Raw genomic sequence first — 26,348 nt, 5'->3', positions numbered from 1 at the left:
CTATTAGTAGGAGGTCTTAAAACCATGCTTGATATTAACGAAATAAAGGCAATCATTCCACATAGATATCCATTCCTTTTAATCGACAGAATCGTCGAGATAGAAGAAGGCCAACGTGCTATTGGCATTAAAAACGTGACAGCAAACGAAGAGTTCTTCAACGGACATTTCCCTGAGTTCCCAGTAATGCCAGGTGTACTTATTGTAGAAGCATTGGCACAAGTCGGAGCAGTAGCTATGCTGAAAAAAGAAGAAAATAAAGGACGCCTTGCATTCTTTACTGGAATCGACAACTGTCGCTTCAAAAAGCAAGTAGTGCCTGGGGACCAGCTTCGCCTGGAAGTCGAAATGACTAGAGTCCGCGGCAGTATTGGAAAAGGCAAGGGCGTAGCAACAGTGGATGGCCAACTCGTCTGTGAACTGGAAATGATGTTTGCATTAGGGCCAAAGCAGTAATTTGAAGAAATTTGCAAAAACCATGTAAGCTTTCTCAAAAAATGGGGAATATAAAAAGGGACCAAGCAACATGAGCTAAAAGGGTCTTGAAATTCCATTTACGAAAGGAGAAGGTTTATATGAACAGCAAATGGTTATTGAAATTAACTGGTACTGCTTTAGCAGCGATGCTAATTACAGGATGTGCAGCAAACAATCAGGATGTTCCTCCGCCAGAAGAAGAGCCACCAATGGAAGAACCTGCAGATCCTGAAATGGAAGAAGAGAACAACATGGAAGAAGATATGGAGCAAGACGAAGAGAACATGGAAGAAGATATGGAAATGGAAGAGGAAGAAGACCAGCAGTAATCTCTTTCATAAAGCGGGGGACAGTGCATGCTGTCCCTTTTCTAAATCCATATTTAATTTCTCTCCTTATAATCCCACAATATCCGCCACTCCCCGTCCTCACGCACCACATACACAAATTGTACAAACGCGAAATGCCCATACTTTCCTCGATAGTCTTGCCTAACTTCAAACTCATAAGCAGTACCAAAAGATTTTCCATCCTTCTCCATCTTCCAATTCTTCCTATCATTGACTTTACTTACTTCATAAGAAAAAGTATCAGCCCCAAAATGCCCATTAAAAACATGTACTCTGTCAGAAGCAAACGCGCCTCTGCCAAATTTAGCTTTCATTTCTGTGTGGAGTAATTCCCATGATCTGCTATAATCCTGGGCACTCTCATATTTATAATAATTCATAACCACGCGCTTTGCCTTTCTTTCCTCCCCCATGAATAAAGAGGACACTATATAAATTAATAATAAAAACACCCCTATCCCTACAACAAAAACCACTGCCCGTTTTCCTCTATATCTCCGCATCATAATCTCCCCTATGTTGTCCTTAAACTATAACCAAATATATGCAACACGAGAAAAATTATTAGCAGTTCGACAAACTTCTTTATCTATTCGACAAAATACGATTTATTTGTCAAAAATTACTCTAAATGCTACAGCGTTTTCAATGAAATTCCTCTTTTATTACAAAGAAATTACATTTATTATATAGATAAGTAAGGGAATCTCACCTATAATAGTTTCTATGTGACATAATATGAAGAAATATGTAAGAAAAATAAACTTTACCAATAACTATCGGAGGTCGACATGGAAGAAACTATTAGTCTAAAAGAACTATTTCAAACCATAAAAAAACGTCTATGGCTCATCATACTCTTAACCGTTCTTGCAACAACAGTCAGTGGGGTAGTGAGCTATTTCTTGTTAACACCAATCTACCAATCTTCTACACAACTACTAGTAAATCAGGCGAAATCTGAACAAGCTCAATTTACTTCTGCGGATATACAAACCAACCTGCAATTAATTAATACGTATAATGTAATTATTAAAAGCCCGGCAATATTGGATAAAGTGAGTGAGAATTTGGATGGGGAAGTTAATGCGGGGCAGTTGAACGGCATGATTACAGTTGGAAGTGCGAATAACTCTCAAGTTTTAGATATAACTGTCCAACATGCTGATCCTGTATTGGCTGCTACTATTGCGAATGTGACGGCACAAACATTCCAAGCAGAAGTTATTGACATCATGAATGTCGATAATGTTAGCATTCTTTCTGGAGCGCAGGTTGGAGAAAATCCATCCCCAATCAAGCCACAGCCTGTACTTAATATGGCCATTGCATTCGTTATAGGTCTTATGGCAGGAGTGGGCATAGCATTCTTGTTAGAATTCCTTGATAACACAGTAAAAAACGAGCAAGATGTGGAAAAACTATTAGAATTGCCTGTATTGGGTTCCATTACCATAATCGAAGATAAAGACATTCGAGAAGCGATGCAAAGACACCAAGTAAAAGCAAGAACGAGAGGTGAGACAGTTGGGTCTTAGAAAAAAGCAAAAGTCAACAGCTAAAGCAACGGCGAGCAGACATTTAATTTCTGATAAATTACCAAAATCTCCAATCTCAGAACAATATCGTACCATTCGTACAAATATTCAGTTCTCGTCTGTTGATCAACAACTACGTTCCATTATGATTACTTCTTCAGGACCATCAGAAGGAAAGTCAACGACAGCAAGTAACCTTGCGGTGGTTAATGCACAACAAGGGAAGAAGGTATTGTTTGTAGATTCTGACCTTCGCAAACCAACAGCGCATTATACGTTCCAACAGGAGAATTTCCGTGGCCTGACGACGGTGCTTACCAGGCAGTCTGCATTACTGGATACGATTCAACCAACACGTATTGAATATCTTGATATATTAACAAGCGGTCCAATTCCCCCGAATCCTGCAGAGCTATTAAGCTCTCGTGTAATGGAAGAATTACTTGCAGAAGCATATAGAATCTATGATTTAGTGGTTTTTGATACACCACCTGTACTTGCGGTAACAGATGCCCAGATTCTTGCAAATCAATGTGACGGTACAATTCTGGTGGTAGCTAGCGGTTCCACGGACAAAGACAGTGCTATCAAAGCAAAAGACCTACTAAATTCAGCCAAGGCTAAACTACTCGGTGTAGTATTAAACATGAAAAAGCAAAATGAAAGTTCGTATTACTACTATTATGGTGGAAAATAAGAGGATGAATCATCCTCCTATTTTTCGGCATTGTAGCATGACTATATTACTATAATAATTACAAATAATTCAAAGAAAAGGAGGGATTCCACCTATGACATACAAAAAGAGACTATCATTCTTAATCATTGTTGATTCTTTAATTGTCCTGTCTTCTATTTATGTGGGCTTTTGGCTGCTTATGCCTGATGCGAATATACTTAGCTCAGGTACACTATTTCTTAGCTCCTTAACGTTGATCATCTGGCATCATTTATTTGCTTATACATACAAGCTATACCATAAGGCCTGGGAGTATGCGAGTATTGGGGAACTAATGGGAATTACAAAGGCTGTGACCTATTCTGTTACGGTGGCCGGATTTGTGCAGCTGCTTGTTAATGGTCATGTATATCTGCGTGTGTTAATCGTCACATGGATGTTACATATGATTCTAATTGGTGGATCCCGCTTTTCTTGGCGTGTATACAGAGACTTCTATTATAAAAAGAACATAAATAAGAAGCGCACTCTTATTGTGGGAGCAGGTGCAGGCGGAACAATGGTGGCACGACAACTGTTACAAAACAGAGACGCAGATTTAGTCCCGGTAGCTTTTGTTGACGACGATCCGAAAAAACAAAAACTTCAAATTTTAGGTATACCGGTAAACGGTGGAGTTAGTGATATTGAATCTGTTGTAATGAAGATGGAAATTGAGAATATCATTATCGCCATCCCTTCACTTGGAAAAAAAGAGATCAACACGATCTATCAGGAATGTGTCAAAACTGATGCAAAAACAAAGATTATTCCGATGCTTGAAGACCTCATGTCAGGAAAAGTATCTGTCAATGAGTTTCGTGATGTAGAGGTGGAAGATTTGCTTGGTAGAGATCCAGTAAAACTAGATATGGCAAGTATCTCGGAATCTATTACAGGTAAAACAGTACTTGTAACGGGTGCTGGAGGCTCCATCGGGTCCGAAATCTGTCGTCAGTTATCTAACTTTACTCCTGAAAACCTGATTTTGCTTGGTCATGGGGAGAACAGTATTTACTCGATTGAGTTAGAGCTTCGTGCCAAATACGATGCAGCGATTAACATTTATACAGAGATAGCAGACATACAAGATAGAAGCAAGATCTTTTCTATTATGGAAAAGTATATGCCTGATGTTGTTTATCATGCAGCAGCGCATAAGCATGTACCATTGATGGAACGTAACCCGGAAGAAGCGGTGAAGAACAATATTTTCGGTTCTAAGAATGTAGCGGAAGCGGCAGATACCTTTGGTATTGATACGTTTGTGCTCGTTTCTTCAGATAAGGCAGTTAATCCGACAAATATTATGGGTTCGACTAAGCGTTTTGCGGAAATGGTTGTTCAGCAGTTGGCTCAGGAGAGTAAGACAAAGTTTGTTGCTGTGCGATTTGGAAATGTGCTTGGAAGCAGGGGGAGTGTTATTCCTCTGTTTAAAAAGCAGATTCAGGCTGGCGGTCCGGTGACGGTAACACATCCGGATATGACGCGTTACTTTATGACGATTCCAGAGGCTTCAAGACTTGTAATTCAAGCTGGTACCTTGGCACGTGGTGGAGAGGTATTTGTGTTGGATATGGGGGATCCGGTTAAGATTGTTGATCTGGCGAAAAACCTAATCACCCTTTCGGGCTATTCTATCGATGAAATTGGGATTAGATATTCTGGGATTCGTCCTGGGGAGAAGATGTATGAAGAGTTATTGAATGAAAATGAGATTCATAAGGCGGATGTGTTCCCGAAAATCCATATTGGGAAGGCGCCGTTGAAGAATGGAGAGGTACTGAGTTACTTCTTGAGGAATTTTGAGACGATGAGTGAAGCAGAATTGAGAGAGTATCTTTTAGCAGTTGCGAATAATAAAGAAGATGAGTTGAAGCACTTATATAGAACAAAAGTTTCAGTTTAAGAGGGGATGACATTATGCAAAAGGTGAGAAAGGCAATTATTCCTGCGGCAGGGTTGGGGACTCGTTTCCTTCCGGCGACGAAGGCTCAGCCGAAAGAGATGCTGCCGATTGTGGATAAGCCGACAATCCAGTTCATTATGAAGAGGCTGTAGCTTCTGGGATTGAAGATATTATTATTGTGAGCGGTCGTGGGAAGCGTGCGATAGAAGATCATTTTGATAAACCTTATGAGTTGGAAGAAACGTTGGCGAAGAAGGGAAAGTTTGAGCAGTTGGAAGAGATTCAGGAGATCTCGAAGCTTGCTAATATTCATTATATTCGTCAGAAGGAGCCACTCGGCCTTGGACATGCGATTGGTTGTGCGAAGCGTTTTATTGGAGATGAGCCGTTTGCGGTGTTGCTTGGGGATGATATTGTTCATTCGCCAGAGAAGCCTTGTTTGAAACAGTTGATTGAGGTGTATGAGCGGTTTAATTCTTCTGTATTAGGTGTGCAACAGGTGCCTATGGAGGATGTACTTAAATATGGTGTGATCTCTAAGAAGAATGGGGAGATTGATGCGGGTTGCTTCCATATTGATAGTTTGGTAGAGAAGCCAAAGATGGAGGATGCGCCTTCTAATCATGCGATTATGGGTAGGTACGTCCTTCGGCCGGAGATTTTTGAGATTTGGGATAGACAGAAACCTGGCGCTGGAGGAGAGATCCAGTTAACGGATGCGATTAAGGAATTGAATGAGAAGCAGATGGTGGTTGCTTATGAGTTTAGTGGAGTGCGCCATGATGTTGGTGATAAGTTTGGCTTTATTTAAGGCGCAGTTGAATTTTGCGGTGGAGAGGGAAGAGCTTAGGGAGCAGGTTATGGAGTACATGGAGTTGTTGGTAGATAAGGCAAAGACAGGGATTTAATGTGCCTTACGGCCCAAGTGTTAGTAGATTAAAGTAACAAAGTGATGTCTCCTTACCTATATCAATGGAGGTACTCGGTTGCACTGTGGTTGGGGAGAAATCCTCACCTTAGATACGAGGAGTTATCAATGGTGTGGTGTGAGGTGTGGTTCAATGCCCCTTTATTTTTTTGTACATAAATACATCAGGAGGTTGGTGTAAGTACATGTTAAAGAATTTTGCTGCTAGGAAGAATGATGGGTTGACTTTGGTGGAGATTTTGGCTGTTGTGGTTGTTTTAGGGATATTGGCTGCTATTGCTGTACCTTCGGTACTTGGGCATATTAGTAAGACCGAGATTGATGTGTGTGATGTTAATTCTAGTGAATTGTTGAAGAGATATAATCAGGAGTTAGTGTTAGAGGATAAGAATCATAGTGATTTAGAATTCACTTCATTTTTGGTTGAGCATGGTGAGTATGTGTGTCCGTTAGGTGGGACATATCGTTATGTTGATGAGGAAGTGGAGTGTAGTGAGCATGGGAATATAGACCATGAGGAAGAAGATGGAGATGTTCCGTTTTTGTAGAGGGTGGAGGAGAGTATAGAAAGTGTCACATAGAGATAAGAGAAATGTGCTCTCTAGATTGTATGGTGATGGGGAACTGACTATCATTGTTATATTGAACGCTAGGAACCTTGCGGGATAAGGGTTTAGGGTGGTAAATGCGAGAATATCTATTTCGTATTTGATTGGTAGATTGATTAGATATTATGAGGTGACTATCGTAATTTGACAACAAAACACAACATGTAGTATTAGGTTGCGAACTTTACCAGATAAACATACTATATATTAATTTTTTAATCTATTTTGCATAATGAATATTAAATACGAGGTAGCTATCAGAAGTAGATTAATTTAGTGGTTTAGTAGTTGGTTGGAATGATAATTTAAAAGCTTCCAATTAAGTCCTAACTTACTAAATAATTTTTCAAGGAGTGTTACAGGCATGTATATGAAAATTAAAAGATTCATAGATATCATTCTTTCTTTAAAAGGACTTATTGTTTTATCACCAATTTATTTAATTCTAATTATTGCTATCAAGATTGATTCAAGAGGGCCAGTTCTTTTTAAGCAAAAGCGTGTAGGAATTAACAAGACACATTTCAATATTTTGAAATTCCGTACTATGAGAATAGATACACCGAAGGACACTCCAACGCACTTATTAGGTAATCCAGAACAGTATATCACAAAGATGGGTAAATTTCTGAGAAAAACCTCACTTGATGAGCTTCCGCAGATTTGGAATATTTTTGTGGGACAGATGAGTGTTATTGGGCCAAGACCAGCACTATGGAATCAGTATGATCTGATTGCTGAACGGGACAAGTATGGTGCTAATGATGTACCACCTGGATTAACTGGCTGGGCACAGATTAATGGTAGAGACGAGCTTACTATTGAAGTGAAAGCGAAGTTGGATGGGGAGTATGTTGAGAAGATCAGTTTTTGGATGGATTTTAAGTGTTTCTTTGGGACCATCGTGAGTGTAGTGAAGAGTGATGGGGTTGTTGAAGGTGGTAATGGAGTAAACGGTAAGAAGGAAGTTGCAAGTAGCAGGGAGAGCGTTACTAAATGAAAAATATATTAATAACAGGTAAGCACAGTTACGTAGGAAAGAACCTGGAAAAATGGCTTAACAAGTACCCGCCCGATTTGTATTTAACGGATTCAATTAGTTTAAGAGATGATTCGTGGAAGGAAAAAGATTTTTCAAAGTATGATGTTGTATTTCATGTTGCTGGGATAGCACATATAAAGGAAACTGAAGAAAATGCTCACTTGTATTATAAAGTAAATCGTGATTTGGCATATGAAACAGCTAAAAAGGCAAAGAATGATGGGGTTAATCTATTTGTTTTTTTAAGCTCGATGAGTGTTTATGGAATTGAGAGTGGTTTGATTGATAAACATACTCCTCCAAGACCTATTAGTAATTATGGAAAGTCTAAGCTTGAAGCTGAATATTTAATTGAAGATCTAGCGGATGATAACTTTAAAGTTATTATTCTACGCCCTCCTATGATTTATGGTAAAGGGTGTAATGGTAATTATCCGAAATTAGTAAACCTTGCAAAAAAATCTCCTTTCTTTTTAGACATTAAAAATAAAAGAAGCATGATCTATATAGATAATTTTAAGTGAATTCGTAAGGTTATTAATTGATGATGGAAAAAGCGGTTTGTTTTATCCACAAAATGAAGAGTATGTGTGTACTACAGAAATGGTTGTGGCTATAGCAGAAACACACGGCAAAAAGATCAAGCTAATTAAGCTGTTCAATTATTTAATAAGTGTATTAAAGCTGAGTACTGTAAAAAAGGTGTTTGGTAGTTTGGTTTATGATAAGTCTATTTCTGAATATAAAGATAAATATTGCATATATGATTTCAAGACATCTATTTTATTAACTGAAAGGGATAGTAATCAACAATGAAAAAAGTATTATTTGTTGCTACAGTAGTAAAAAAACATATTATGGTATTCCATCTTCCTTATTTAGAATGGCTAAAAAAGAACGGTTACGAAACGCATGTTTGTGCAAGAAATGATTATGAAAATAAAGAAGACTGTAATATCCCGTATTGTGACAAATACATTGATTTACCGTTCCTGCGTTCGCCGTTTAAAATAAAAAACATTATGTTGTATAAGAAACTAAAGGAATTAATTAATCAGAATGAATACGATATTATTCATTGCCATACGCCAATGGGTGGAGTTTTAACTAGGTTAGCAGCCATTGAAGCTCGAAAAAAAGGGACAAAAATAATTTATACTGCCCACGGTTTTCATTTTTTTGACGGCGCGCCACTTATAAATTGGCTATTTTATTATCCAGTAGAACGTTTTCTGGCGAAAGATACTGATGTACTTATAACTATAAATAAGGAAGATTATAATAGAGCTAAAAATTCATTTAGGGCTAGAAAAGTTGAATTTACACCAGGAGTTGGAATTGATACCAGCAATTTTAGTAGTGTATTAGTTGATAAAAAAGCAAAGCGTAAAGAACTTGGGCTACCAGATGATGCATTTGTAATATTATCGGTTGGGGAAATTAACAAGAATAAAAACCATGAAACAATAATTAGAGCTATAAAAGAACTTAACCATCCTCAAATTTATTATATTATATGTGGTCAAGGGCCATTAGAGAGCCATTTGAAAAATCTAATAGTAAATTTGGGAGTAGAGGGGAAAGTTCAGTTATTAGGATTTAGAAAAGATATTGCAGAGATTTGTAAATCTTCTGATGCTTTCGCTTTTCCTTCTCTAAGGGAAGGACTAGGTTTAGCAGCAATAGAAGCTATGGCTTCAGGTTTGCCGATCATAACCTCTAATGTACATGGAATTGTTGATTATTCAGTTGATAGCAAAACTGGATATACCTGTAACCCAAAGGATGTTAAAGGTTTTGCAAGAGCAATAGAAAAGCTTATTGATAAGCCAGATAATAGGATTATGATGGGACAATATAATATAGAAGTAGCAAAGAGATTTAACATTAATACTGTGTTGGAAGAAGTTAAGAGAATCTATAGAAATGTATAGGTATAATACTTATGGTCTATAAAAAGAAAGTAGTAATAAAAATAAAATTTTTTTAAGAAGGAGGTGCAGATATGAAGAATAAACCCATAAGAGTTTTACATGTTTTAAATGGGTTAGGTAGCGGTGGGACGGAATCCTTTATAATGAATATTTATAGAAATATAGATAGGAGTAAGGTTCAATTTGATTTCTTAATCAGAAGTACTAAAGATAATTTATTAAAAAATGAGATCGAGAAACTAGGTGGAAAAGTATATATTACTTCTGAGTTTCCGCGTCATTTTATAAAAAATTATAGAGAAATTAATGAGTTTTTTAAAAGAAATAAAGACTACAATATTGTTCATGTACATGCGAATGCTCTTATGTATGTGAAACCACTTAAAATTGCTAAAAAATATGGGGTGAATTGTAGAATCATTCATAGTCACAATACCCAGACCGCAAATAATCCCTTATACAAATATATTCATCATTGGAACAAAAGATTTATCTCTGAACAAGCAACTGATTTTTTTGCATGTTCTAAAATGGCTGGAGATTGGATGTTTAATAATTCATATAAGGTTATTAATAATGCAATAGATGTGAACAAGTTTCAATTCAATGAAGAGAAACGTAAAAAAGTCAGAGAGCTATTTAAATTAGAAAATAAATTTGTAATAGGACATATAGGTAGATTTACCTATCAAAAAAAATCATTCGTTTTTGATTGATATATTTAAAGAGGTATATGAAGAGAATAAAGATGCAGTTCTTATGTTAATAGGTACTGGAGAATTGTTCGATGATATAAAATTTAAAGTTACCTCATTAGGTTTACAAGAGAACGTAATATTTACGGGTCCAAGGAAAGATATACCAGACCTTTTATCTTCCATGGATGTTTTTATTTTACCATCTTATTTTGAAGGTTTAGGTATTGTGCTTGTGGAAGCACAAGCATCTGGATTGCATTGTATTGCATCCAAAGATGTAATACCAAATGAGGCGAAGGTAACCAATCTATTACAATATATACCTTTGACAAAGAATAGCAAGGATTGGGCTCAGATTGTATTGAAGAATAGGTGGAAAAGAAAAAGAAGTTTAAATAACCAGATTATAAATGCTGGATATGAAATTGCTCATGTTGCAAAGAATTTAGAACAATTCTACTTAAATAAATGTGGTAAACAAATATAAACATATCACGTGCTATCTATCAGAATCTAAAATGAGAAATATTATTCTGTGAGTAAAAGAATAATGAATAAGGTACTTCTAATCGAACTCCCTTTTGGACCTGGTAGATACTAGAGATTGAACAGAAGGGCGGCAATAAGATGGGGTATGAAAGTGTAACTTTTGAAAAAGATAGTATTTTTCTAATAACTGGTGGAGCTGGTTTTATTGGTTCTAATTTATGTGAGGTTTTATTAAATAAAGGATATAGGGTTCGATGCTTAGATAATCTTTCAATTGGAAAAAAATCAAACATTGATCTGTTTATAAATAATTCAAATTACACCTTTATTAATGGAGATATTAGAGATTTAGATACGTGTATGCATGCTTGTGATGGTGTTGATTATGTTCTGCATCAAGCAGCCTGGGGGAGTGTCCCTAGGAGTATAGAGATGCCATTATTATATGAAGAGGTAAATATTAAAGGAACTTTAAATATGATGGAAGCAGCGAGACAAAATAATATTAAGAAATTTGTTTATGCCTCGAGCTCTTCTGTTTATGGTGATGAGCCAAACTTACCTAAACTGGAAGGCAGAGAAGGTAACCTTTTATCACCATATGCTTTAACGAAGAAAGTAAATGAAGAGTATGGCAGACTTTATAAAACTCTTTATAATTTAGATACTTATGGCCTTAGATATTTTAACGTGTTCGGAAGAAGACAAGATCCAGATGGAGCGTATGCTGCAGTTATCCCTAAATTTATCCGCCAATTATTAAAAGGTGAGAGACCTACGATTAATGGAGATGGTAGACAGAGTAGAGATTTCACTTATATTGAAAATGTTATCGAAGCCAACTTAAAGGCTTGTACTGCATCGAGTCAAATTGCAGGCCAAGCTTTCAATATAGCATATGGTGGTCGAGAATATCTAATCGATGTATATGATGAATTGTGCGGAGCATTAAAGAAAGATATTAAACCAATTTTTGGTTCTAATCGAACTGGTGATATTAAACACAGCAATGCTGATATTAGTAAAGCGATAGATTATTTAGGATATCGCCCTGAGTGGAGTTTTGAAAGGGGTATTGCGGAAGCGATAGAATGGTATAAGGAGAATTTATAATGGAAAAAAATACACATAAAATCTCTATAATTATGGCGACATATAACTGTGAAAGTACAATAGATGAAGCAATAGATTCTATTATTAACCAAACGTACACTAATTGGGAATTAATAATTTGTGATGATTGTTCTATTGATAATACCTATGAAAAACTTTACTTTTATAAGGAGAAATATCCCGGGAAAATTATTCTCCTCAAGAATAAAGTTAATTCAAGGCTTTCTTACTCCTTAAATCGATGTCTAGAGGTAGCTAAGGGGAAATATGTTGCTCGTATGGATGGAGACGATATTTCTTTGCCAGATCGTTTTGAAAAACAAGTATTTTTCTTGCAGAATAATCCTAGTATCCATGTTGTTGGAACATTAATGAGAAGGTTTAGTAGTGGTGGATTGGCTGACATTATGCATAATAATGAAAAACCTGATAAGTACACATTACGGTATAATGTTCCATTTTTTCACGCAACAATAATGACTTATAAACATGTTTACGACACTTTAGGTGGTTATACTGTTTCAGAACGTACAGTACGTGGACAAGATGTGGATTTATGGTTTAGGTTTTTTCATGAAGGGTTTAAAGGGATGAATATTATGGAACCTCTATACCTTGTCCGAGAAGATTTAGCAGCAATAAAAAGAAGAACTTTTCGCGTAAGATGGAATGCATATAAGACCACGATGATAGGATATAGGCTCTTAAATTATCCACTCTTATGGTATATAAAACCGACATTCGAAGCTCTTGCAAAGAGTATAATTCCTGATAGATTGATATATCTATATAGGAATATACAAAAGAAAAGGTTTTATAAAAATGAAAATGCAAAAAAAGCTTAAAGTACTGAAGTTATCTTAATGTAAGGATAGATTGGACTGGAGACAATAGAATGGTCGTATATGTTTTGACAATATTAATAGTATTGGCTACCTCATTATTAGCTCAAATTACAGTAAGTAAATATAATGATAGTAATAATAATTTTAACTTTTATTATAATAAATTTTTTGTATTTATGACAGGGGCAGTTTTAATAATAGTATCAGGATTACGGTGGCAAGTTGGTACTGATTATAGACAATATTCTATTCATTACACAAGCTATGTAATTAATATTTGGGAATATATCTTGACACTAAATGAACCAGGTATTGCAATAATCGCCAAAGTTTCAAGTTGGATTTTTGACGATTATGTAACAATGTTTTTTTTAGCAGCACTTATAACTATAGGATTATCAATTAGAACTATAGCTAAACATAGTAATATGTTAACATTTAGCGTTTTACTGTATATATTCATAGGAGCTTGGCATGGTTCATTTAATGGTGTCCGCCAGTATCTTGCATGTGCTATTATTTTTGCCGGACATCGGTTCATAGTGGAAAGGAAATTCATAAAATATTTAATTGTGGTATTAATAGCTAGTTTATTTCATATGAGTGCTTTAGCTTTATTAATATTGTACTTTATACCACTCAAAAAACTTAATCTCAAAGAGATAGGTTTGATGGCAATAATTACAGTCATTGCTCTTTACTCATATGACACTGTTTTTCAATTTGTTGAATCTGTCAGAGGAAGAGAGTTAAGTACGTATGATTATATGATGCGGGAAGTAAATTTATTAAGGGTGGCTGTCCAAGTTGCGCCGTTAATAATCTATTTTACTTTAACTATTAAAAAAGACTTAAATACCTTTGATCTATTTTACATTAATATGTTATTTGTTAATGCAGCTGTTTCAATTGCAACTTCTGATAGTGCATATTTAGCAAGATTTTATATTTATACTAGTATTTTTACAACACTTGCTATTCCAAGGCTTCTTAATTTTAAAGATAAACACTTGAAGTCTTTACTTCAGTATATAATTATTATTTTATATTTGGCATATTGGTATGTTGAAGCGTCAGGTATTAGTTTTCAATGGATATTTAATAGAAACTATTAATTGTCTATTTGCAAAAGAGTGAATGGTGAAAGGAAGCTCAGCTATTCTTGATTTGTTTGATCCTATTAAGAAGAATAATTTATTTTTTATAGAGGAGGGGCGTAATGAAAAACCATAAGAAAAGAATCCTGTTTTTTTTATTTTCTTTAGGTGGAGGGGGAGCAGAACGAACAGTAATTAATATTATAAATAATTTAGATAAAGAAAGATTTGACATAGTATTAGTACTAGGTACAAAAAAAGACAGTGATTACATGCATTTGGTTGATAGTCATGTGCGGATTATTGTATTAGGTAGCAAAAAATTAAGATACTGCCTATTTAAATTGAAAAAAACTAATAACTAATGAAAATCCTGACATCTTGTTCAGTACCATCAATCAAACTAACTTAGTATTATTAATAGTTAAAGCAATTTGGTTTAATAAAATCCCTACTATTGTAAGAGAGTCTAGTAATAGAACCGAGACAGGAAGTGTTACTAGAATAAATAGATTGCTTACCAATATAACTTATAATTTTTTTGCCGATAAGATAATTGCGTTATCTAGAGGAGTAAAAAAATGATTTAGTTACGAATTTTCGCATTAATGAGAAGAAGATTAAAGTTATCTATAATCCTATCGAACTTAAGAAAATAGAGAATTTAAGTGTGGAACCAGTAGAAGATTTAATATTTAATGGTGATGAAAAAATTATTATAGCTGTAGGTCGGTTAATAGAATTAAAGGATTATACCACATTGTTGAAAGCATTTAGTATAGTATCAAATTCTGTTAAATCGAGATTAGTTATATTGGGAAGAGGTCCGTTAGAATCCAAGCTTAGAGAGTTGAGTGAAGAATTAGGTATAAGTAAGAGTGTTATTTTTTTAGGATTTAAAAAAATCCATACAAATATATGAATCGAGCGGATTTATTTATTTTGAGTTCAAGAGTTGAAGGATTTGGCCATGTGATTGTCGAGGCAATGGCTACCAAAACCCCTGTAATTGCAACGGATTGTAAATCTGGACCATCGGAGATCCTTAATGATGGTGAATTTGGAATATTAGTTCCTATAAAAGATTATAAGAGTTTAGCTGAAAACACTATCACTATGCTGAAAAATGACACTATGCTCAAGCATTTTGCAAATTTAGGTTACAAGAGATCTATGTATTTTAATGCAGAAAATATAGTCAAGGAATATGATAGAATTCTAAAAGACTATTAAGAATTGAGTAGGAGATATAATAGAAATAGTACTAGAAGAAAATTAAACACTAAATGTTGGAACCTTTACAATTATTAACGCTAGTTGTTTTTTTTTCGGTATTCTATTAAAGCTTTTGCTTATTTTCTAGTTACTTTATACTTTTACTAATTCGCTCAACATTTTGTATAAAGTTCAAAGTTATAGGTAATCAAATATATCTCCTGTTATTAATATATATATAGGTAGGTAAATTATGAAATATATTGAATCATTTATAAAATTTGAAAAACAAAATAACTTATTCAGCTTAGATATCAGAGGGTTCAAATATTGGCACTATGTTAGATTTGTTTTATATTTTGATATTCTTAACAAAAAAGAAAACTTAGGACAAGCACATACTAATTTATCAAAAGAAAAATATGCTAAACGTTTATTCCTAAAATTAAAACAAATACCTAATTTTATATTTCGTAATCCAATGTGGTATTTAAAACAAAAAGATTTGATCGTTTTAAATCATCCAAGAAAAGTTAAAAATGGAGAACATTATGAATGCTTATATACCGATAGTTTTTTAGATAAGTTGAATCATTCATATTATGTCTTTGAACAACCTTTTTTAGAAAAACATTACAAACCTTCGAAGACAAATAATGTTAGATTTGTAGACTATATTGGATTTAGGGTAGCAATCCATAATGAATTCATGAAGAGAATATTTAAGTTTAGTCTGAATAAAGCTGAGAGAGAACAGATTGAGGAATTAGTAGACAAACTAAATAGTAATTTTGAAACAAACCTAGAATCAAAAAAAGTTATTAATTTGGTTGAGAATTTATATTTATCTTATAAAGCGAATAAGAAATATTATAGAAAAATATTAGATAAAGTACAGCCAAGAATGATAGTTAATTTAATATCATACAGTGTGGACAGACACGTTATAACTGAGCTTGCAAAAGAAAGAGGAATTCCTGTCATTGAGTTACAACACGGAACTATGGGAAAATTCCATATAGCATATAATTTTGTAGAAAAGATGGAGCTAAACACATTTCCTGACTACTTGTTTGTATTCGGAGAGTTTTGGAAAGATACTACACGACTTCCGATAATTGATTCAAAAATTAAGGTGGTAGGCTGGCCTTATTATGAAGAAAAAATTAGAAAATATAAATATGAGAATAAGAAAAATGATACTAAAAAAACAATATTGTTTGTGTCGCAAGGCACAATAGGAAAAAAATTAAGTGAAATGGCTGTAGATATATCTAAGAAAATTAACGATAGTAACTATCGGATTATCTATAAACTCCATCCAGGAGAATATGAAAGGTGGAGAACTGACTATCCGTGGTTAATAAATTCAAATATTGAAATTATTGACACTAATAATTATGATATGCATTACTACTTTGCGCAAGCTGATATTCAAGTAGGTGTTTATTCTACAGCAATATTTGAAGGTCTTGGGTATGGATTAAAGACTTTTATTTTTAAGTTTTATGGTCACGAATATATAGGTGAACTTTATAAAAATGATTTAGCTACATTAGTTCTCAATAGTGATGAATTTGCTTCAGCCTTGGAAAAAATAAAGAACGAGGATGAGGAGACAAATTTTAATGTTGAATACTTCTGGAAGGAAAATGCTATAGAGAATATTATTAATGAAATTGATCTGATTTATAATGGAAAGTAATAAGAAGATAAATATATAGATCATTGGAAATGCGTAATAAGCCCTTTAAAGAAGTATATTATTAATTAAAATATTATTCTTAATTCTTTTCAAATAAAAGTAATTAGTTATTCTGTTTCGCTTCTTAGGTTTTATTTGGAAGCAGTTTATAATGTCAGTGTCAATTTACAATGAAAATTCATTAGGCTACTGTCAGCCCTCTATTTAAAAATAAAAAGCTTTACTATTTATGTTAAGTGATAGGAACGAGTGAGGATAGTGATAAAAAATACAGTTATTTACACAATTGGAAGTATGCTACCTAACCTAATTGTCTTTTTAATGTTACCAATTTATATGAATTACCTGACTCCCGAAGAATATGGGTTGATTCAAACAATCAATGCCTTAGTTGGTGTTCTGTCTATATTTTATTTAACATCTTTAAGAACTAGTGTGACGCGCTCTTATATAGACTACGATAGCGCTAGAGAGAAAAGGGGATTTATTCTCTCTGTTTTTTTATTTTTAGTTACTTTCTCTTTTTTCCTTAGCTTAATATTACTAAAATCAGAGAGTTTTATAACTCCATTTTTATTTAACAATATTCCTACAGATCCTTATTATAGCTATATGATTCTTTTAAGTTTCTTATCAATTTTTCCTACGATACCATTAACTATTTTGAGAATAAAAGAGCAAGCTTTTAAGTATGTTACTTTTAATGCTACTGAAACTTTATTAACAGTTGTTTTAACAGTGTACTTACTAATAGTTAAGGATATGGGAGCTGTTGGGAGTCTCCAAGCCATTATATATGCAAGAATTATAATGGCAATTATTTATTTAATATTTATTGCTTCTATTACAAGGTTAAAGATTCCAGAATGTAGAGTCATCTACATAACAAGTTCTTTAGCTCTTGCTTTGCCTTTGGTTCCACACTTTTTAGCAGCTTGGGTCAATAATGTCGGTGACAGGATAATAATTGAACAATTTCTAGATTTGTATCAATTAGGGATCTATGCTTTAGGTGCACAATTTAATGCAGGTCTCATTTTGTTAGTAACCTCGTTTAATATGGCATTTGCACCTAGGTTTTTTAAAATGATGAAGAAAGAAGAAGTAAATCAAAAGTTTTACTCGAAAGTTTTTGATACTGCTATTTTACTTATATTGATAATAAGTTTATTAGGGTTAATTTTAGTTCCACTATTCATTAAATATTTTGGACATGTCTCATATCAATCAAATTATTTGTTTATTTGGTCTTTTATTTGGTGGGACAATATGGCATTTGGGATACGTATTAGCTGTGTCTTCTTTAGTATAATTTTAAAAAATAGAAAAGGTAGCTTTAATTACTATAATTACTTCAGGAGTGAATATTTTACTTAACCTTTTATTAATACCTTCCCTAGGGATATTTGGGGCTTCTTTGGCAACATATATATCATTTTTCTTTATGTTTTATTATGTAAAACGAATTGCTGATAGTTATACTAAAAGTCATTTTCAAGTAAAAGCTAAAGTGCTTTATACTGCTCAAGTTTTACTAATAAGTAACTTAATATTTATTTCGTTTTTTAATAATTATTATATGTTAATTTTCACTATTTCTTTTGTAATAGTATATATTTTTTATCTTTAATAAAAAAAACTAGATTATTAACTTGAATGTAATTTTGGAAGGATGGGAAAAGTGACCAATTCAAACAAGAAATACTTTATTGCATTAACGGGCGCCAAGAAAAACGTAGGAGATTTCTTAATAACAGAGAGAGCTATTGCACTGCTAAATTATATAGCACCAGAATTTGAATTTATTATACATTCTCATTGGAAAGAAATAGATGATATTAAATTTGTAAATAATAGTGAAGGAATTATTATACTTGGAGGACCGGGCTTCCAAATGGATATGTTTCCTGGAGTTTATAAATTGGTCAAAGATATTAAGAAAATAGAAGTTCCTATATTCACACTTGGTGGAGGATGGAAAGGAACTCCGGGAGATAAGACAACTGAGAAGTTGTATGAGTTTACTAGCTCTGCTAAGCAATTGTTAGATAAAATGAACGATACTGCTGCTGGGATGAGTTGTAGAGATCATCAAACATTAAGGGTTTTAAGAAATACCGGTTATAAAAATGTTACTATGACTGGTTGTCCTGTTTGGTATGATATTAATTCAATTGGGAAAATGTTTGTCCCTCCCCAAAAAATAAATAGGGTTGTTTATACACCAGCACAAGGTGAGTTCTTTTCTCAACAAAGTATTGAAGTATTAAAGTATATAAAGAGTAGGTATAAAGATGCGGAGATAATTGTTTCATTCCATAGAGGAATAGGAGAAGTTGATGAGTTTACCTCAGAAAGTGATGCTAAAAACACCCGAAAACTGGCTGCCGTAGCTGAAGGAATGGGGGCAAATGTAGTCGACGTTTCGTATGATGCTACTAAATTAAATTTTTATGATGATTGTGATCTTCATATTGGGTATCGTGTCCATGCTCATATATACTTTTTAAGTAAACGCCTCCCAAGTATCTTATTACATGAAGATGGGCGAGGTAATGGAGTGTCTGAGGCACTTAGATCGCCTGGAATTAATGCATACAGAGCATCAAATATATATTCTGGTTTATTTGGTGGATTTAGGGAAAGTAGACGTTTGCTATCTATCTATAAAAAACTTGCTTTTAGAATTAATAGTGATATAACACAAGATTTAGAGCAATTAATTACTCGAATTGAAACTTCAAATTATGACTGTTTTAAAGAAGTGTCTGAATATATAGATAGCAATTACAAGGTGATGGAAAAATACATTAAAGATATAACTAGCAAGAATAAGGAGGTATAATGTTGAAGGTATTAGTTGTAATACCCGCACGAGGAGGATCTAAGGGTATTCCAAGGAAAAATGTGAGAATAATGTGCGGAAAACCTCTTATTAGCTACAGTATAGAAAATGCAATAAATAGTTCATATAATTTAGATGTTGTTGTATCTACTGACGATGAAGAAATAAAAAAAATAGCTGAAATATATGGTGCAAAGGTAGTAAAAAGGCCAGAAGAATTGGCTACAGATCAAGTAACTTTAGACCCTGTAATCTATCATACACTGATAGAGATGGAGAAGGAGAAAGGAATATTGTATGATCAGGTGATTACTATGCAACCTACATCACCTTTATTAACTACAGCAACTTTAGATAATGCTATTTACCAATTCCTAGAAAACAATTATGACACGATAATTAGTGGAATTAATCGTCCACATCTTTCCTGGACAGAAAAGGATGGAAAAATCGTTCCACTTTATAAAGAAAGGCTTAATCGTCAGTATCTTCCTAAGAATTTGTTCGAAACGGGAGCATTTGTTATTACAAGAAGAAAATTTGTAACAGAACAGAGTAGACTTGGTTCTAACATTTCAATTTATGAAGTTCCAGACAATGAATCTATTGATATTGATAGCCCGCAGGACTGGTGGATTGCAGAAAAAGAACTTTCAAAAAAGTGCATATTAATTAGGACTGATGGTTATGCAGAGATAGGATTAGGGCACATATATAGATGCTTACTTTTAGCACATAATCTTATTGACCATGATGTAATATTCGTTCTCTCAAGTCGATCTGATACTGGAATAAAAAAAATTCAAGAGAGTCATTTTAAGTATCACATTATAGAAGATAATTATGATATTGAAGGCTTAATAGAAGAATATCAAAGTGATATCATAATAAATGATATTCTTGACACGACAGAAGATTATGTAAGGTTCTGTAAAAAACTAGGTATTCGAGTAGTCAATTTTGAAGACCTTGGCACAGGAGCAAAATATGCAGATGTAGTCATAAATGATCTCTATGAAAAAAGTAATGACTTTAATAATCATTATTGGGGAAGTAGTTATTATTGTATAAGGGATGAGTTCCTACTTGCGAAACCAGCTGAATATAAAGAGGAGGTAAAAGAAATCCTTGTTATATTTGGTGGAACTGATCCTTGTGATTTAACAAATAGAATCTTTAATATAATCAAAAAGATTTCAAATAAAAATATTCATTATACTTTTATTGTTGGGCTGGGATATAAGCATACTGAGAAGTTAATTTCTGAGGCTAACCAAACAGATATAAGTATTGATATTATAAAAGACGTAAAAAGAATGACAGAGTATATGGGCAGAGCAGATATTGCGATATCGTCTCAGGGACGAACGATGTTGGAACTTGCTTCGATGGCAGTACCCACTATTCTTTTGGCACAAAACGAAAGGGAACTGCACCATGAGTTTGGCTATTTAAAGAATGGTTTTATAAATTTGGGACTTGGATATGAAGTTGAAGATCGTACAATTAAAGAGACGTTGCTTTGGTTAATAAATAGCCCTCAAATAAGAAAACAAATGAATAACCAAATGCTGAAAAAAGACTTGAAAAGTGGTCTAAAGCGAGTCATTAATTTAATTCTTAATCAAAGCATGTAAATGGAGGTATAGTATGATGAGTCAAATAATTGATAGAGCACTTAAAGGGAAATTTGTATTAATAGCAGAAATAGGTGTCAATTATTATGATATTGCTATCAAAATGAATATTACACCTATAGAAGCAGCAAAATTAATGGTGAAAGAAGCAAAAGAAGCAGGCATCCATGCAGTTAAATTCCAAACATATAAGGCGGATACATTAGCTGCAAAAGATTCTCCATCCTATTGGGATACAACAGAAGAATCTACAACTTCTCAATATGAATTATTTAAGAAGTTTGATAGTTTCACATACTCAGACTATAAAGAGCTCTTTGATTATTGTAATGAACTTAATATAGAATTTCTATCAACAGCATTTGATATAGAGTCTGCTGATTATTTATATGAATTAATGGATGTCTATAAAATTTCATCTTCTGACTTAAACAATCTACCTTTTGTTGAATACCAAGCCAAAAAAGGGAAATCTATTTTACTTTCAGTTGGGGCATCAAATGAAGAAGAAATTGATAGAACACTTAAAGTGATAAGAGAACACAATAATAAACCAATTATATTACTCCATTGTGTTCTTGAGTATCCTACACCTTTTGCACACGCCAACCTAAATAGAATAGTAACTTTAAAAAATAAGTATCCTAATGTAATAATTGGCTATTCAGATCATACAAAACCCGACAAAGATGTAGATGTAATTAAAACAGCATATAATCTTGGAGCGGTAGTCGTAGAGAAACATTTCACATTGGATAAATCATTACCGGGGAATGATCATTATCATGCGATGGACCAATATGATGCAAGTAAAATAATAAATGGAATAAATTTTATAGATAGCATAAGAGGCTCATATGATATAAAATTTTTGGAATCAGAAGAGATTTCAAGGCAGAATGCACGAAGGTCGCTAGTAGCTAATGAAGATATCGAAAAGGGTACAGTAATTACAAGAGAGATGCTTACTTTTAAAAGGCCAGGTATTGGTATTTCACCATCAGAAATTAACAACGTAATTGGTAAAGTAGCTAGAAATAAAATTTCAGAAGACACTATTTTACAATACGGAATGATTAAAGATTAAAAAGTAAAAAAGAGAAGCTATAAACTAAAAAGTGTCGATTTTAAATTAAACATAAAAATTAAAATATAGAAAACTCGTATTAAAATCAGGCAGAAATATAGCCTGATTTAATTTTGAAATAAGAAATCATAGTGACGTTTTTACCGAATTTTGAAACGATCTTTTTTAGTTGTAATTTGGAGTAAATAAACATTTATAATACAAAAACAATTTAATTGATAGCTAACCAAAAAATTAGGTTTCAATAAATCAAAAAAAAAGTTGTTATTAGGGGGAAATTAATGATTACTCTAATTAGAAAAACTTTAAGAAAGATAATTAAAACATATTACACAAGAAAAGCAAAAAAAACTGTTAAGTCGTTTAAAGCCCCCCTTATTGTGAACAATAAGTCTTGGTTCAATACAAACACTGAATTAGGGGAAAATACAAATTTCAACGGATTTGTGGTAAATGGCAAAGGTAGATTAATTATAGGAGATAATTTTCATTCTGGCCCCGATTGTAGAGTTATACTGGATTCTCATAATTATCAGGGAGAAGCTTTACCTTATGATAGGTCATATATCACAAAAGATGTAATAATTGGGGACAATGTTTGGTTAGGCCATGGAGTTTTAATACTTGGAGGTGTAACGATAGGAGATGGTGCAATTATCCAAGCAGGCTCTGTAGTTGTCAACGATATACCAAAATACGGGATTGCAGGAGGTAGTCCGGCTAAAGTTTTTAAATACCGTGATAAAAGTCATTATGAGAGATTATTAAGTGTGGGTGCAATTCATAAAAAATCTTTTTATAATAATAAATAACTTAGTTTAAAATTCTAATGCCTTGTACTTTTGTGTATGCTCAAAAGGAAAGTGCATTTAATTATAAGTTGATGTTGAAATAATCTTAAGGAATAGTCCTAACAGACAGCTAGTGTGATACATGCTAACGCCTTATCTTTTGCAAGGTGGTAGTTTGAGATTGATAATAATTTGAATTAAGTACATCCGGTATATATGTTAGATACTAAAGGGATAATTTTAAGAGGTTTTACCTGAACCTTGGCGGGTATGATACGCGAGCCACACAGCCATTATCATGGGGTATTGGCTCACAGTTCACTACGTAATCATACCCGCCTTTCCGTTAAAACCTCCTAAACTACCCTCTTGCTGAGATACTAAATAGCGAATATGAATAAATAATAATAAACTAGAGGTGTTTAAGAAATGGATAGAAAAATAGGAGTTGTTGGACTCGGTTACGTAGGACTCCCAGTAGCTGTAGCTTTTGGACATGAACATAAAATAGTTGGGTTTGATATAAATGAGCATAGAATAAATACATTATTACAAGGTGAAGATTATACGAATGAAGTAGACCCCCTTGAATTAGAAAAAGCTGATATAGTCTATACGACTGACCCGGCAAATTTAAGAGATTGTGATTTTATTATAGTTGCAGTACCTACACCAATCAGTAATAATAAACAACCAGATTTAACACCATTAAAAAGTTCTTCAAAAACCGTAGGGGAAAATATTACTAAAGGATCAATTGTTGTATATGAATCAACAGTTTATCCAGGTGCAACTGAAGAAGTTTGTATTCCAATCTTAGAAAAGGAATCGGGATTGAAGGCGGGTAAGGATTTCTTTGTAGGATATTCTCCGGAACGTATTAACCCTGGAGATAAAGAGCATACCTTTAAGACAATTCGAAAAATTGTATCAGGTCAAACACCTGAAGTCTTAGATATTATTGCTAAAGTATATGAAAGTGTTGTTGATGCTGGAGTTTATAAGGCAAGCAGTATAAAAGTAGCAGAGGCTGCCAAAGTTATTGAAAACACACAGCGCGATCTAAATATTGCATTGATGAATGAACTAGCTATCATCTTTAATCGGCTAGATATTGATACAAAAGAGGTTTTAGAGGCAGCGGGTACAAAATGGAACTTTCTTCCTTTCTCACCAGGTTTAGTTGGGGGGCACTGTATTGGAGTAGATCCTTATTACTTAACACATAAGGCTGAATCAATTGGCTATCACCCTCAAATTATTTTAGCTGGTCGACGAATTAATGATGGTATGGGCAAACATATTGCTACTTGTTTAATAAAAGAAATGATTCATAAAAATATGCCAATACAAGGTTCTAGAGTAACAGTTCTTGGATTAACTTTTAAAGAAAATGTCCCAGATCTTCGTAACTCAAAAGTAATTGATGTAATACATGAGTTACAAGAATTTGGAGTAGAAGTGCAAGTGACTGATCCTTATGCAATACCAAGAGAGGCTGAAGAAGAGTACGGAGTGGAATTAGTGAATTATGAAGCGTTAAAACCAGCAGAAGCTGTAGTTTTTGCTGTCCCACACAGATTTTATCTAGATAAAGGATGGGAGCAATTTAATCAAATTCTTAAACATGGAAAGGGAATTATAATTGATATAAAGAGTACTCTTGATAAAACTAAATTACCAGAGGGTATTACTCTTTGGAGACTCTAATAGTATATTGGAACTTCCTAAAAGGAATTTTACTGACAGGGGGTAACTAAAATTAATATACTGGAAGCATGGGGGACGGTTCTCTGCTTCCTCAAAACCCTAAAAAAAGGATCGAGAGAAACTCCTCTCGATCCTTTTTTATTTGTGATGTCACTTTATCGAACCGGACGCTTCTTCCCGTCCGTTATAAAGCTGTAGCTGATCTTCTGTTCTGTACAAAAGATAGAATAGATGATCGCGGCTTTTTGTGAAACACGGGGACGGACCTCGGGAAGCACGGGGACGGTTCTCTGCTTCTTAAAGGGTCGAGAAAATTTCCTCGACCCTTTATTGACTACAGCCGTACGATTGTTACACCGTTGCCAGCTTTTTGGTCCACTTCTGACATTAAATTGGTCTACCTCTGAAGCATGGGGAGGACCTCTGCTTCCTTATCCTTATATTCTGATAGCATAAATATAAGTTAAATTGTTTGAATTATTTTATAATTAGCGTATAGTAATATTCAATAGCTTACTCACCTTCGAACACCCATCTCTGAATTCCTCTATTTTTCTACTCACCATGATTCTATTAATATTGTTAAGAACACTAACCTCAAAACATTTATTAAACTCAACCAAACAATTCAAAAAACTGCAAAAGGAGACTTTTTTTATGTCCACAAATGTCACTAGTATCGGTTTAAAAGGATTGGAGGGATATCGGATTCGCGTGGAAGTGCATGTGAAGGATGGTATGGAATCTGCTGTTGGTAATATTTTCAGAAATTACAAGATTGATGGAGTTATTCATTTTGCTGGTTTAAAAGCAGTTGGCGAATCTGTAGAAAAGCCACTTGAGTATTATTACAATAATATCGTGAGCACGATGGTTCTAACAAAAGCTTGTCAGAAATATGGTGTCCATCGATTTGTCTTTAGCTCGTCTGCAACAGTGTATGGAGATAATAAAGTACCTTTTGTAGAAACAATGGATCTCTTACCAACGACTAATCCTTACGGTGAAACAAAAGCCATGAGTGAGAGGATTCTTACTGATATAGCAAATGCAAACCTTGCATTTTCAGTTTCGATACTTCGATATTTTAATCCAGTAGGTGCTCATGAGAGCGGACAAATAGGTGAGGCACCTAACGGAATCCCTAATAACTTAATGCCATATGTAACTCAAGTAGCAAAAGGCAAGCTTAAGAAATTACGTGTATTTGGGGATGACTATCCTACGGTGGATGGTACTGGAGTTCGCGATTATATTCATGTATTGGATCTTGCTGAGGGCCATATTGCTGCATTGGAAAACCTTACTGAAGGTGTTCATGTTTATAATTTAGGAACCGGGAAAGGTACTAGTGTACTAGAGTTGGTAAAAGCTTTTGAAGAAGCTAATGATATTGAAGTCCCTTTTGAAATTGTAGAACGGAGACCTGGGGATATCGCAGCCTGTTATGCTGATGCTTCTAAAGCTGAACGAGAGCTAGGTTGGACAGCTAAACGTGATATTATTGCAATGTGTCGAGATGCTTGGCGCTTTGAGAAGAATTTCAAGGAATAGTGTGGTTTTGTAATATTACCCGCTGGGCTTTATGAAGTGACTCCAAGAAGTTAGACAG

Annotated in this window: 24 protein-coding genes and 2 pseudogenes; 25 read left to right on the top strand and 1 reads right to left on the bottom strand. The window is 33.9% G+C overall.

Features of this window, described 5'->3' with window-relative positions; genetic code table 11:
* Positions 1–24 precede the first annotated feature (24 nt).
* Complete coding sequence (fabZ, locus tag M313_RS0121895; protein ID WP_010200289.1) at positions 25–456, top strand: 3-hydroxyacyl-ACP dehydratase FabZ; 432 nt, start codon at positions 25–27, stop codon at positions 454–456.
* Between the two features lie 119 nt (positions 457–575).
* Positions 576–806: a hypothetical protein gene (locus tag M313_RS0121890; protein WP_010200288.1), complete on the top strand. Its 231-nt coding sequence runs from the start codon at positions 576–578 to the stop codon at positions 804–806.
* A gap of 53 nt (positions 807–859) precedes the next feature.
* Here the strand turns inward: M313_RS0121890 and M313_RS0121885 are convergent, their stop codons facing one another.
* Positions 860–1,333 carry a hypothetical protein gene (locus M313_RS0121885; protein WP_034775309.1) on the bottom strand — a complete coding sequence of 158 codons (474 nt, stop codon included), beginning with the start codon at positions 1,331–1,333 and terminating at the stop codon, positions 860–862.
* A 285-nt stretch (positions 1,334–1,618) separates the two neighbouring features.
* On the opposite strand from M313_RS0121885, the gene M313_RS0121880 reads away from it, so the two are divergent.
* The 23 genes and pseudogenes from M313_RS0121880 (at position 1,619) to galE (ending at position 26,290) form a co-directional block, all read left to right on the top strand.
* Complete coding sequence (locus tag M313_RS0121880) at positions 1,619–2,365, top strand: YveK family protein (RefSeq protein WP_010200286.1); 747 nt, start codon at positions 1,619–1,621, stop codon at positions 2,363–2,365.
* Positions 2,355–3,062 (top strand): CpsD/CapB family tyrosine-protein kinase, encoded by a 708-nt coding sequence (locus M313_RS0121875; protein WP_010200285.1) that lies wholly within the window; start codon positions 2,355–2,357, stop codon positions 3,060–3,062. The genes M313_RS0121880 and M313_RS0121875 overlap by 11 nt, the downstream gene beginning before the upstream one ends.
* Before the next feature lie 94 nt (positions 3,063–3,156).
* Complete coding sequence (locus M313_RS0121870) at positions 3,157–4,992, top strand: polysaccharide biosynthesis protein (protein ID WP_010200284.1); 1,836 nt, start codon at positions 3,157–3,159, stop codon at positions 4,990–4,992.
* A gap of 14 nt (positions 4,993–5,006) precedes the next feature.
* Positions 5,007–5,900 (top strand): annotated as a pseudogene (galU, locus tag M313_RS24385) (UTP--glucose-1-phosphate uridylyltransferase GalU).
* A gap of 205 nt (positions 5,901–6,105) precedes the next feature.
* A complete protein-coding gene (locus M313_RS24380) occupies positions 6,106–6,468 on the top strand; it encodes a prepilin-type N-terminal cleavage/methylation domain-containing protein (RefSeq protein WP_010200279.1) in 363 nt (120 codons plus the stop codon).
* A gap of 424 nt (positions 6,469–6,892) precedes the next feature.
* Complete coding sequence (locus M313_RS0121855; RefSeq protein ID WP_010200278.1) at positions 6,893–7,528, top strand: sugar transferase; 636 nt, start codon at positions 6,893–6,895, stop codon at positions 7,526–7,528.
* Positions 7,525–8,094, top strand: a complete 570-nt coding sequence (locus M313_RS24375; RefSeq protein WP_326929628.1) for an NAD-dependent epimerase/dehydratase family protein — start codon at positions 7,525–7,527, stop codon at positions 8,092–8,094. The genes M313_RS0121855 and M313_RS24375 overlap by 4 nt, the downstream gene beginning before the upstream one ends.
* 288 nt (positions 8,095–8,382) lie before the next feature.
* Positions 8,383–9,504 carry a glycosyltransferase family 4 protein gene (locus M313_RS0121845; protein ID WP_010200276.1) on the top strand — a complete coding sequence of 374 codons (1,122 nt, stop codon included), beginning with the start codon at positions 8,383–8,385 and terminating at the stop codon, positions 9,502–9,504.
* A gap of 71 nt (positions 9,505–9,575) precedes the next feature.
* Positions 9,576–10,220 carry a glycosyltransferase gene (locus M313_RS24835; RefSeq protein WP_010200274.1) on the top strand — a complete coding sequence of 215 codons (645 nt, stop codon included), beginning with the start codon at positions 9,576–9,578 and terminating at the stop codon, positions 10,218–10,220.
* Positions 10,213–10,689 carry a glycosyltransferase gene (locus M313_RS24830; RefSeq protein WP_010200273.1) on the top strand — a complete coding sequence of 159 codons (477 nt, stop codon included), beginning with the start codon at positions 10,213–10,215 and terminating at the stop codon, positions 10,687–10,689. The genes M313_RS24835 and M313_RS24830 overlap by 8 nt, the downstream gene beginning before the upstream one ends.
* Positions 10,690–10,829: 140 nt before the next feature.
* Positions 10,830–11,804, top strand: coding sequence for an SDR family oxidoreductase (locus M313_RS0121835; protein ID WP_010200272.1), 975 nt, complete (start codon positions 10,830–10,832; stop codon positions 11,802–11,804).
* Positions 11,804–12,649, top strand: a complete 846-nt coding sequence (locus M313_RS0121830; protein WP_010200271.1) for a glycosyltransferase family 2 protein — start codon at positions 11,804–11,806, stop codon at positions 12,647–12,649. Before M313_RS0121835 ends, M313_RS0121830 begins: the two co-directional genes overlap by 1 nt.
* Before the next feature lie 50 nt (positions 12,650–12,699).
* Entirely contained in the window at positions 12,700–13,764 is a 1,065-nt protein-coding gene (locus tag M313_RS24825; RefSeq protein ID WP_010200270.1) for an EpsG family protein, read from the top strand.
* Between the two features lie 104 nt (positions 13,765–13,868).
* Positions 13,869–14,111, top strand: coding sequence for a hypothetical protein (locus M313_RS0121820; protein ID WP_010200269.1), 243 nt, complete (start codon positions 13,869–13,871; stop codon positions 14,109–14,111).
* A gap of 305 nt (positions 14,112–14,416) precedes the next feature.
* Positions 14,417–14,979 (top strand): annotated as a pseudogene (locus M313_RS26545) (glycosyltransferase).
* A 235-nt stretch (positions 14,980–15,214) separates the two neighbouring features.
* Positions 15,215–16,666, top strand: a complete 1,452-nt coding sequence (locus M313_RS0121805; RefSeq protein ID WP_010200258.1) for a glycosyltransferase family 28 protein — start codon at positions 15,215–15,217, stop codon at positions 16,664–16,666.
* A 258-nt stretch (positions 16,667–16,924) separates the two neighbouring features.
* Entirely contained in the window at positions 16,925–18,043 is a 1,119-nt protein-coding gene (locus M313_RS0121800; RefSeq protein ID WP_157182541.1) for an oligosaccharide flippase family protein, read from the top strand.
* Positions 18,044–18,347: 304 nt separating this feature from the next.
* Positions 18,348–19,511, top strand: coding sequence for a polysaccharide pyruvyl transferase family protein (locus tag M313_RS0121795; protein WP_010200251.1), 1,164 nt, complete (start codon positions 18,348–18,350; stop codon positions 19,509–19,511).
* Entirely contained in the window at positions 19,511–21,148 is a 1,638-nt protein-coding gene (locus tag M313_RS0121790; protein WP_010200248.1) for a cytidylyltransferase domain-containing protein, read from the top strand. The genes M313_RS0121795 and M313_RS0121790 overlap by 1 nt, the downstream gene beginning before the upstream one ends.
* Positions 21,149–21,161: 13 nt before the next feature.
* Positions 21,162–22,235: an N-acetylneuraminate synthase family protein gene (locus tag M313_RS0121785; RefSeq protein WP_157182539.1), complete on the top strand. Its 1,074-nt coding sequence runs from the start codon at positions 21,162–21,164 to the stop codon at positions 22,233–22,235.
* Between the two features lie 281 nt (positions 22,236–22,516).
* A complete protein-coding gene (locus M313_RS0121780; protein ID WP_010200243.1) occupies positions 22,517–23,047 on the top strand; it encodes an acyltransferase in 531 nt (176 codons plus the stop codon).
* 408 nt (positions 23,048–23,455) lie between these two features.
* Positions 23,456–24,736: a nucleotide sugar dehydrogenase gene (locus tag M313_RS0121775; protein ID WP_010200234.1), complete on the top strand. Its 1,281-nt coding sequence runs from the start codon at positions 23,456–23,458 to the stop codon at positions 24,734–24,736.
* 657 nt (positions 24,737–25,393) lie between these two features.
* Positions 25,394–26,290, top strand: coding sequence for a UDP-glucose 4-epimerase GalE (gene galE, locus M313_RS0121770; protein ID WP_010200233.1), 897 nt, complete (start codon positions 25,394–25,396; stop codon positions 26,288–26,290).
* Positions 26,291–26,348: the final 58 nt, after the last annotated feature.

Origin of the sequence: Bacillus sp. m3-13, from assembly GCF_000175075.1 — a bacterium.
GTDB lineage: Bacteria > Bacillota > Bacilli > Bacillales > Bacillaceae_I > Sutcliffiella_A > Sutcliffiella_A horikoshii_C.
Note: the sequence above shows the minus strand (reverse complement) of the source record. Positions and strands in the feature narration are given on the sequence as shown.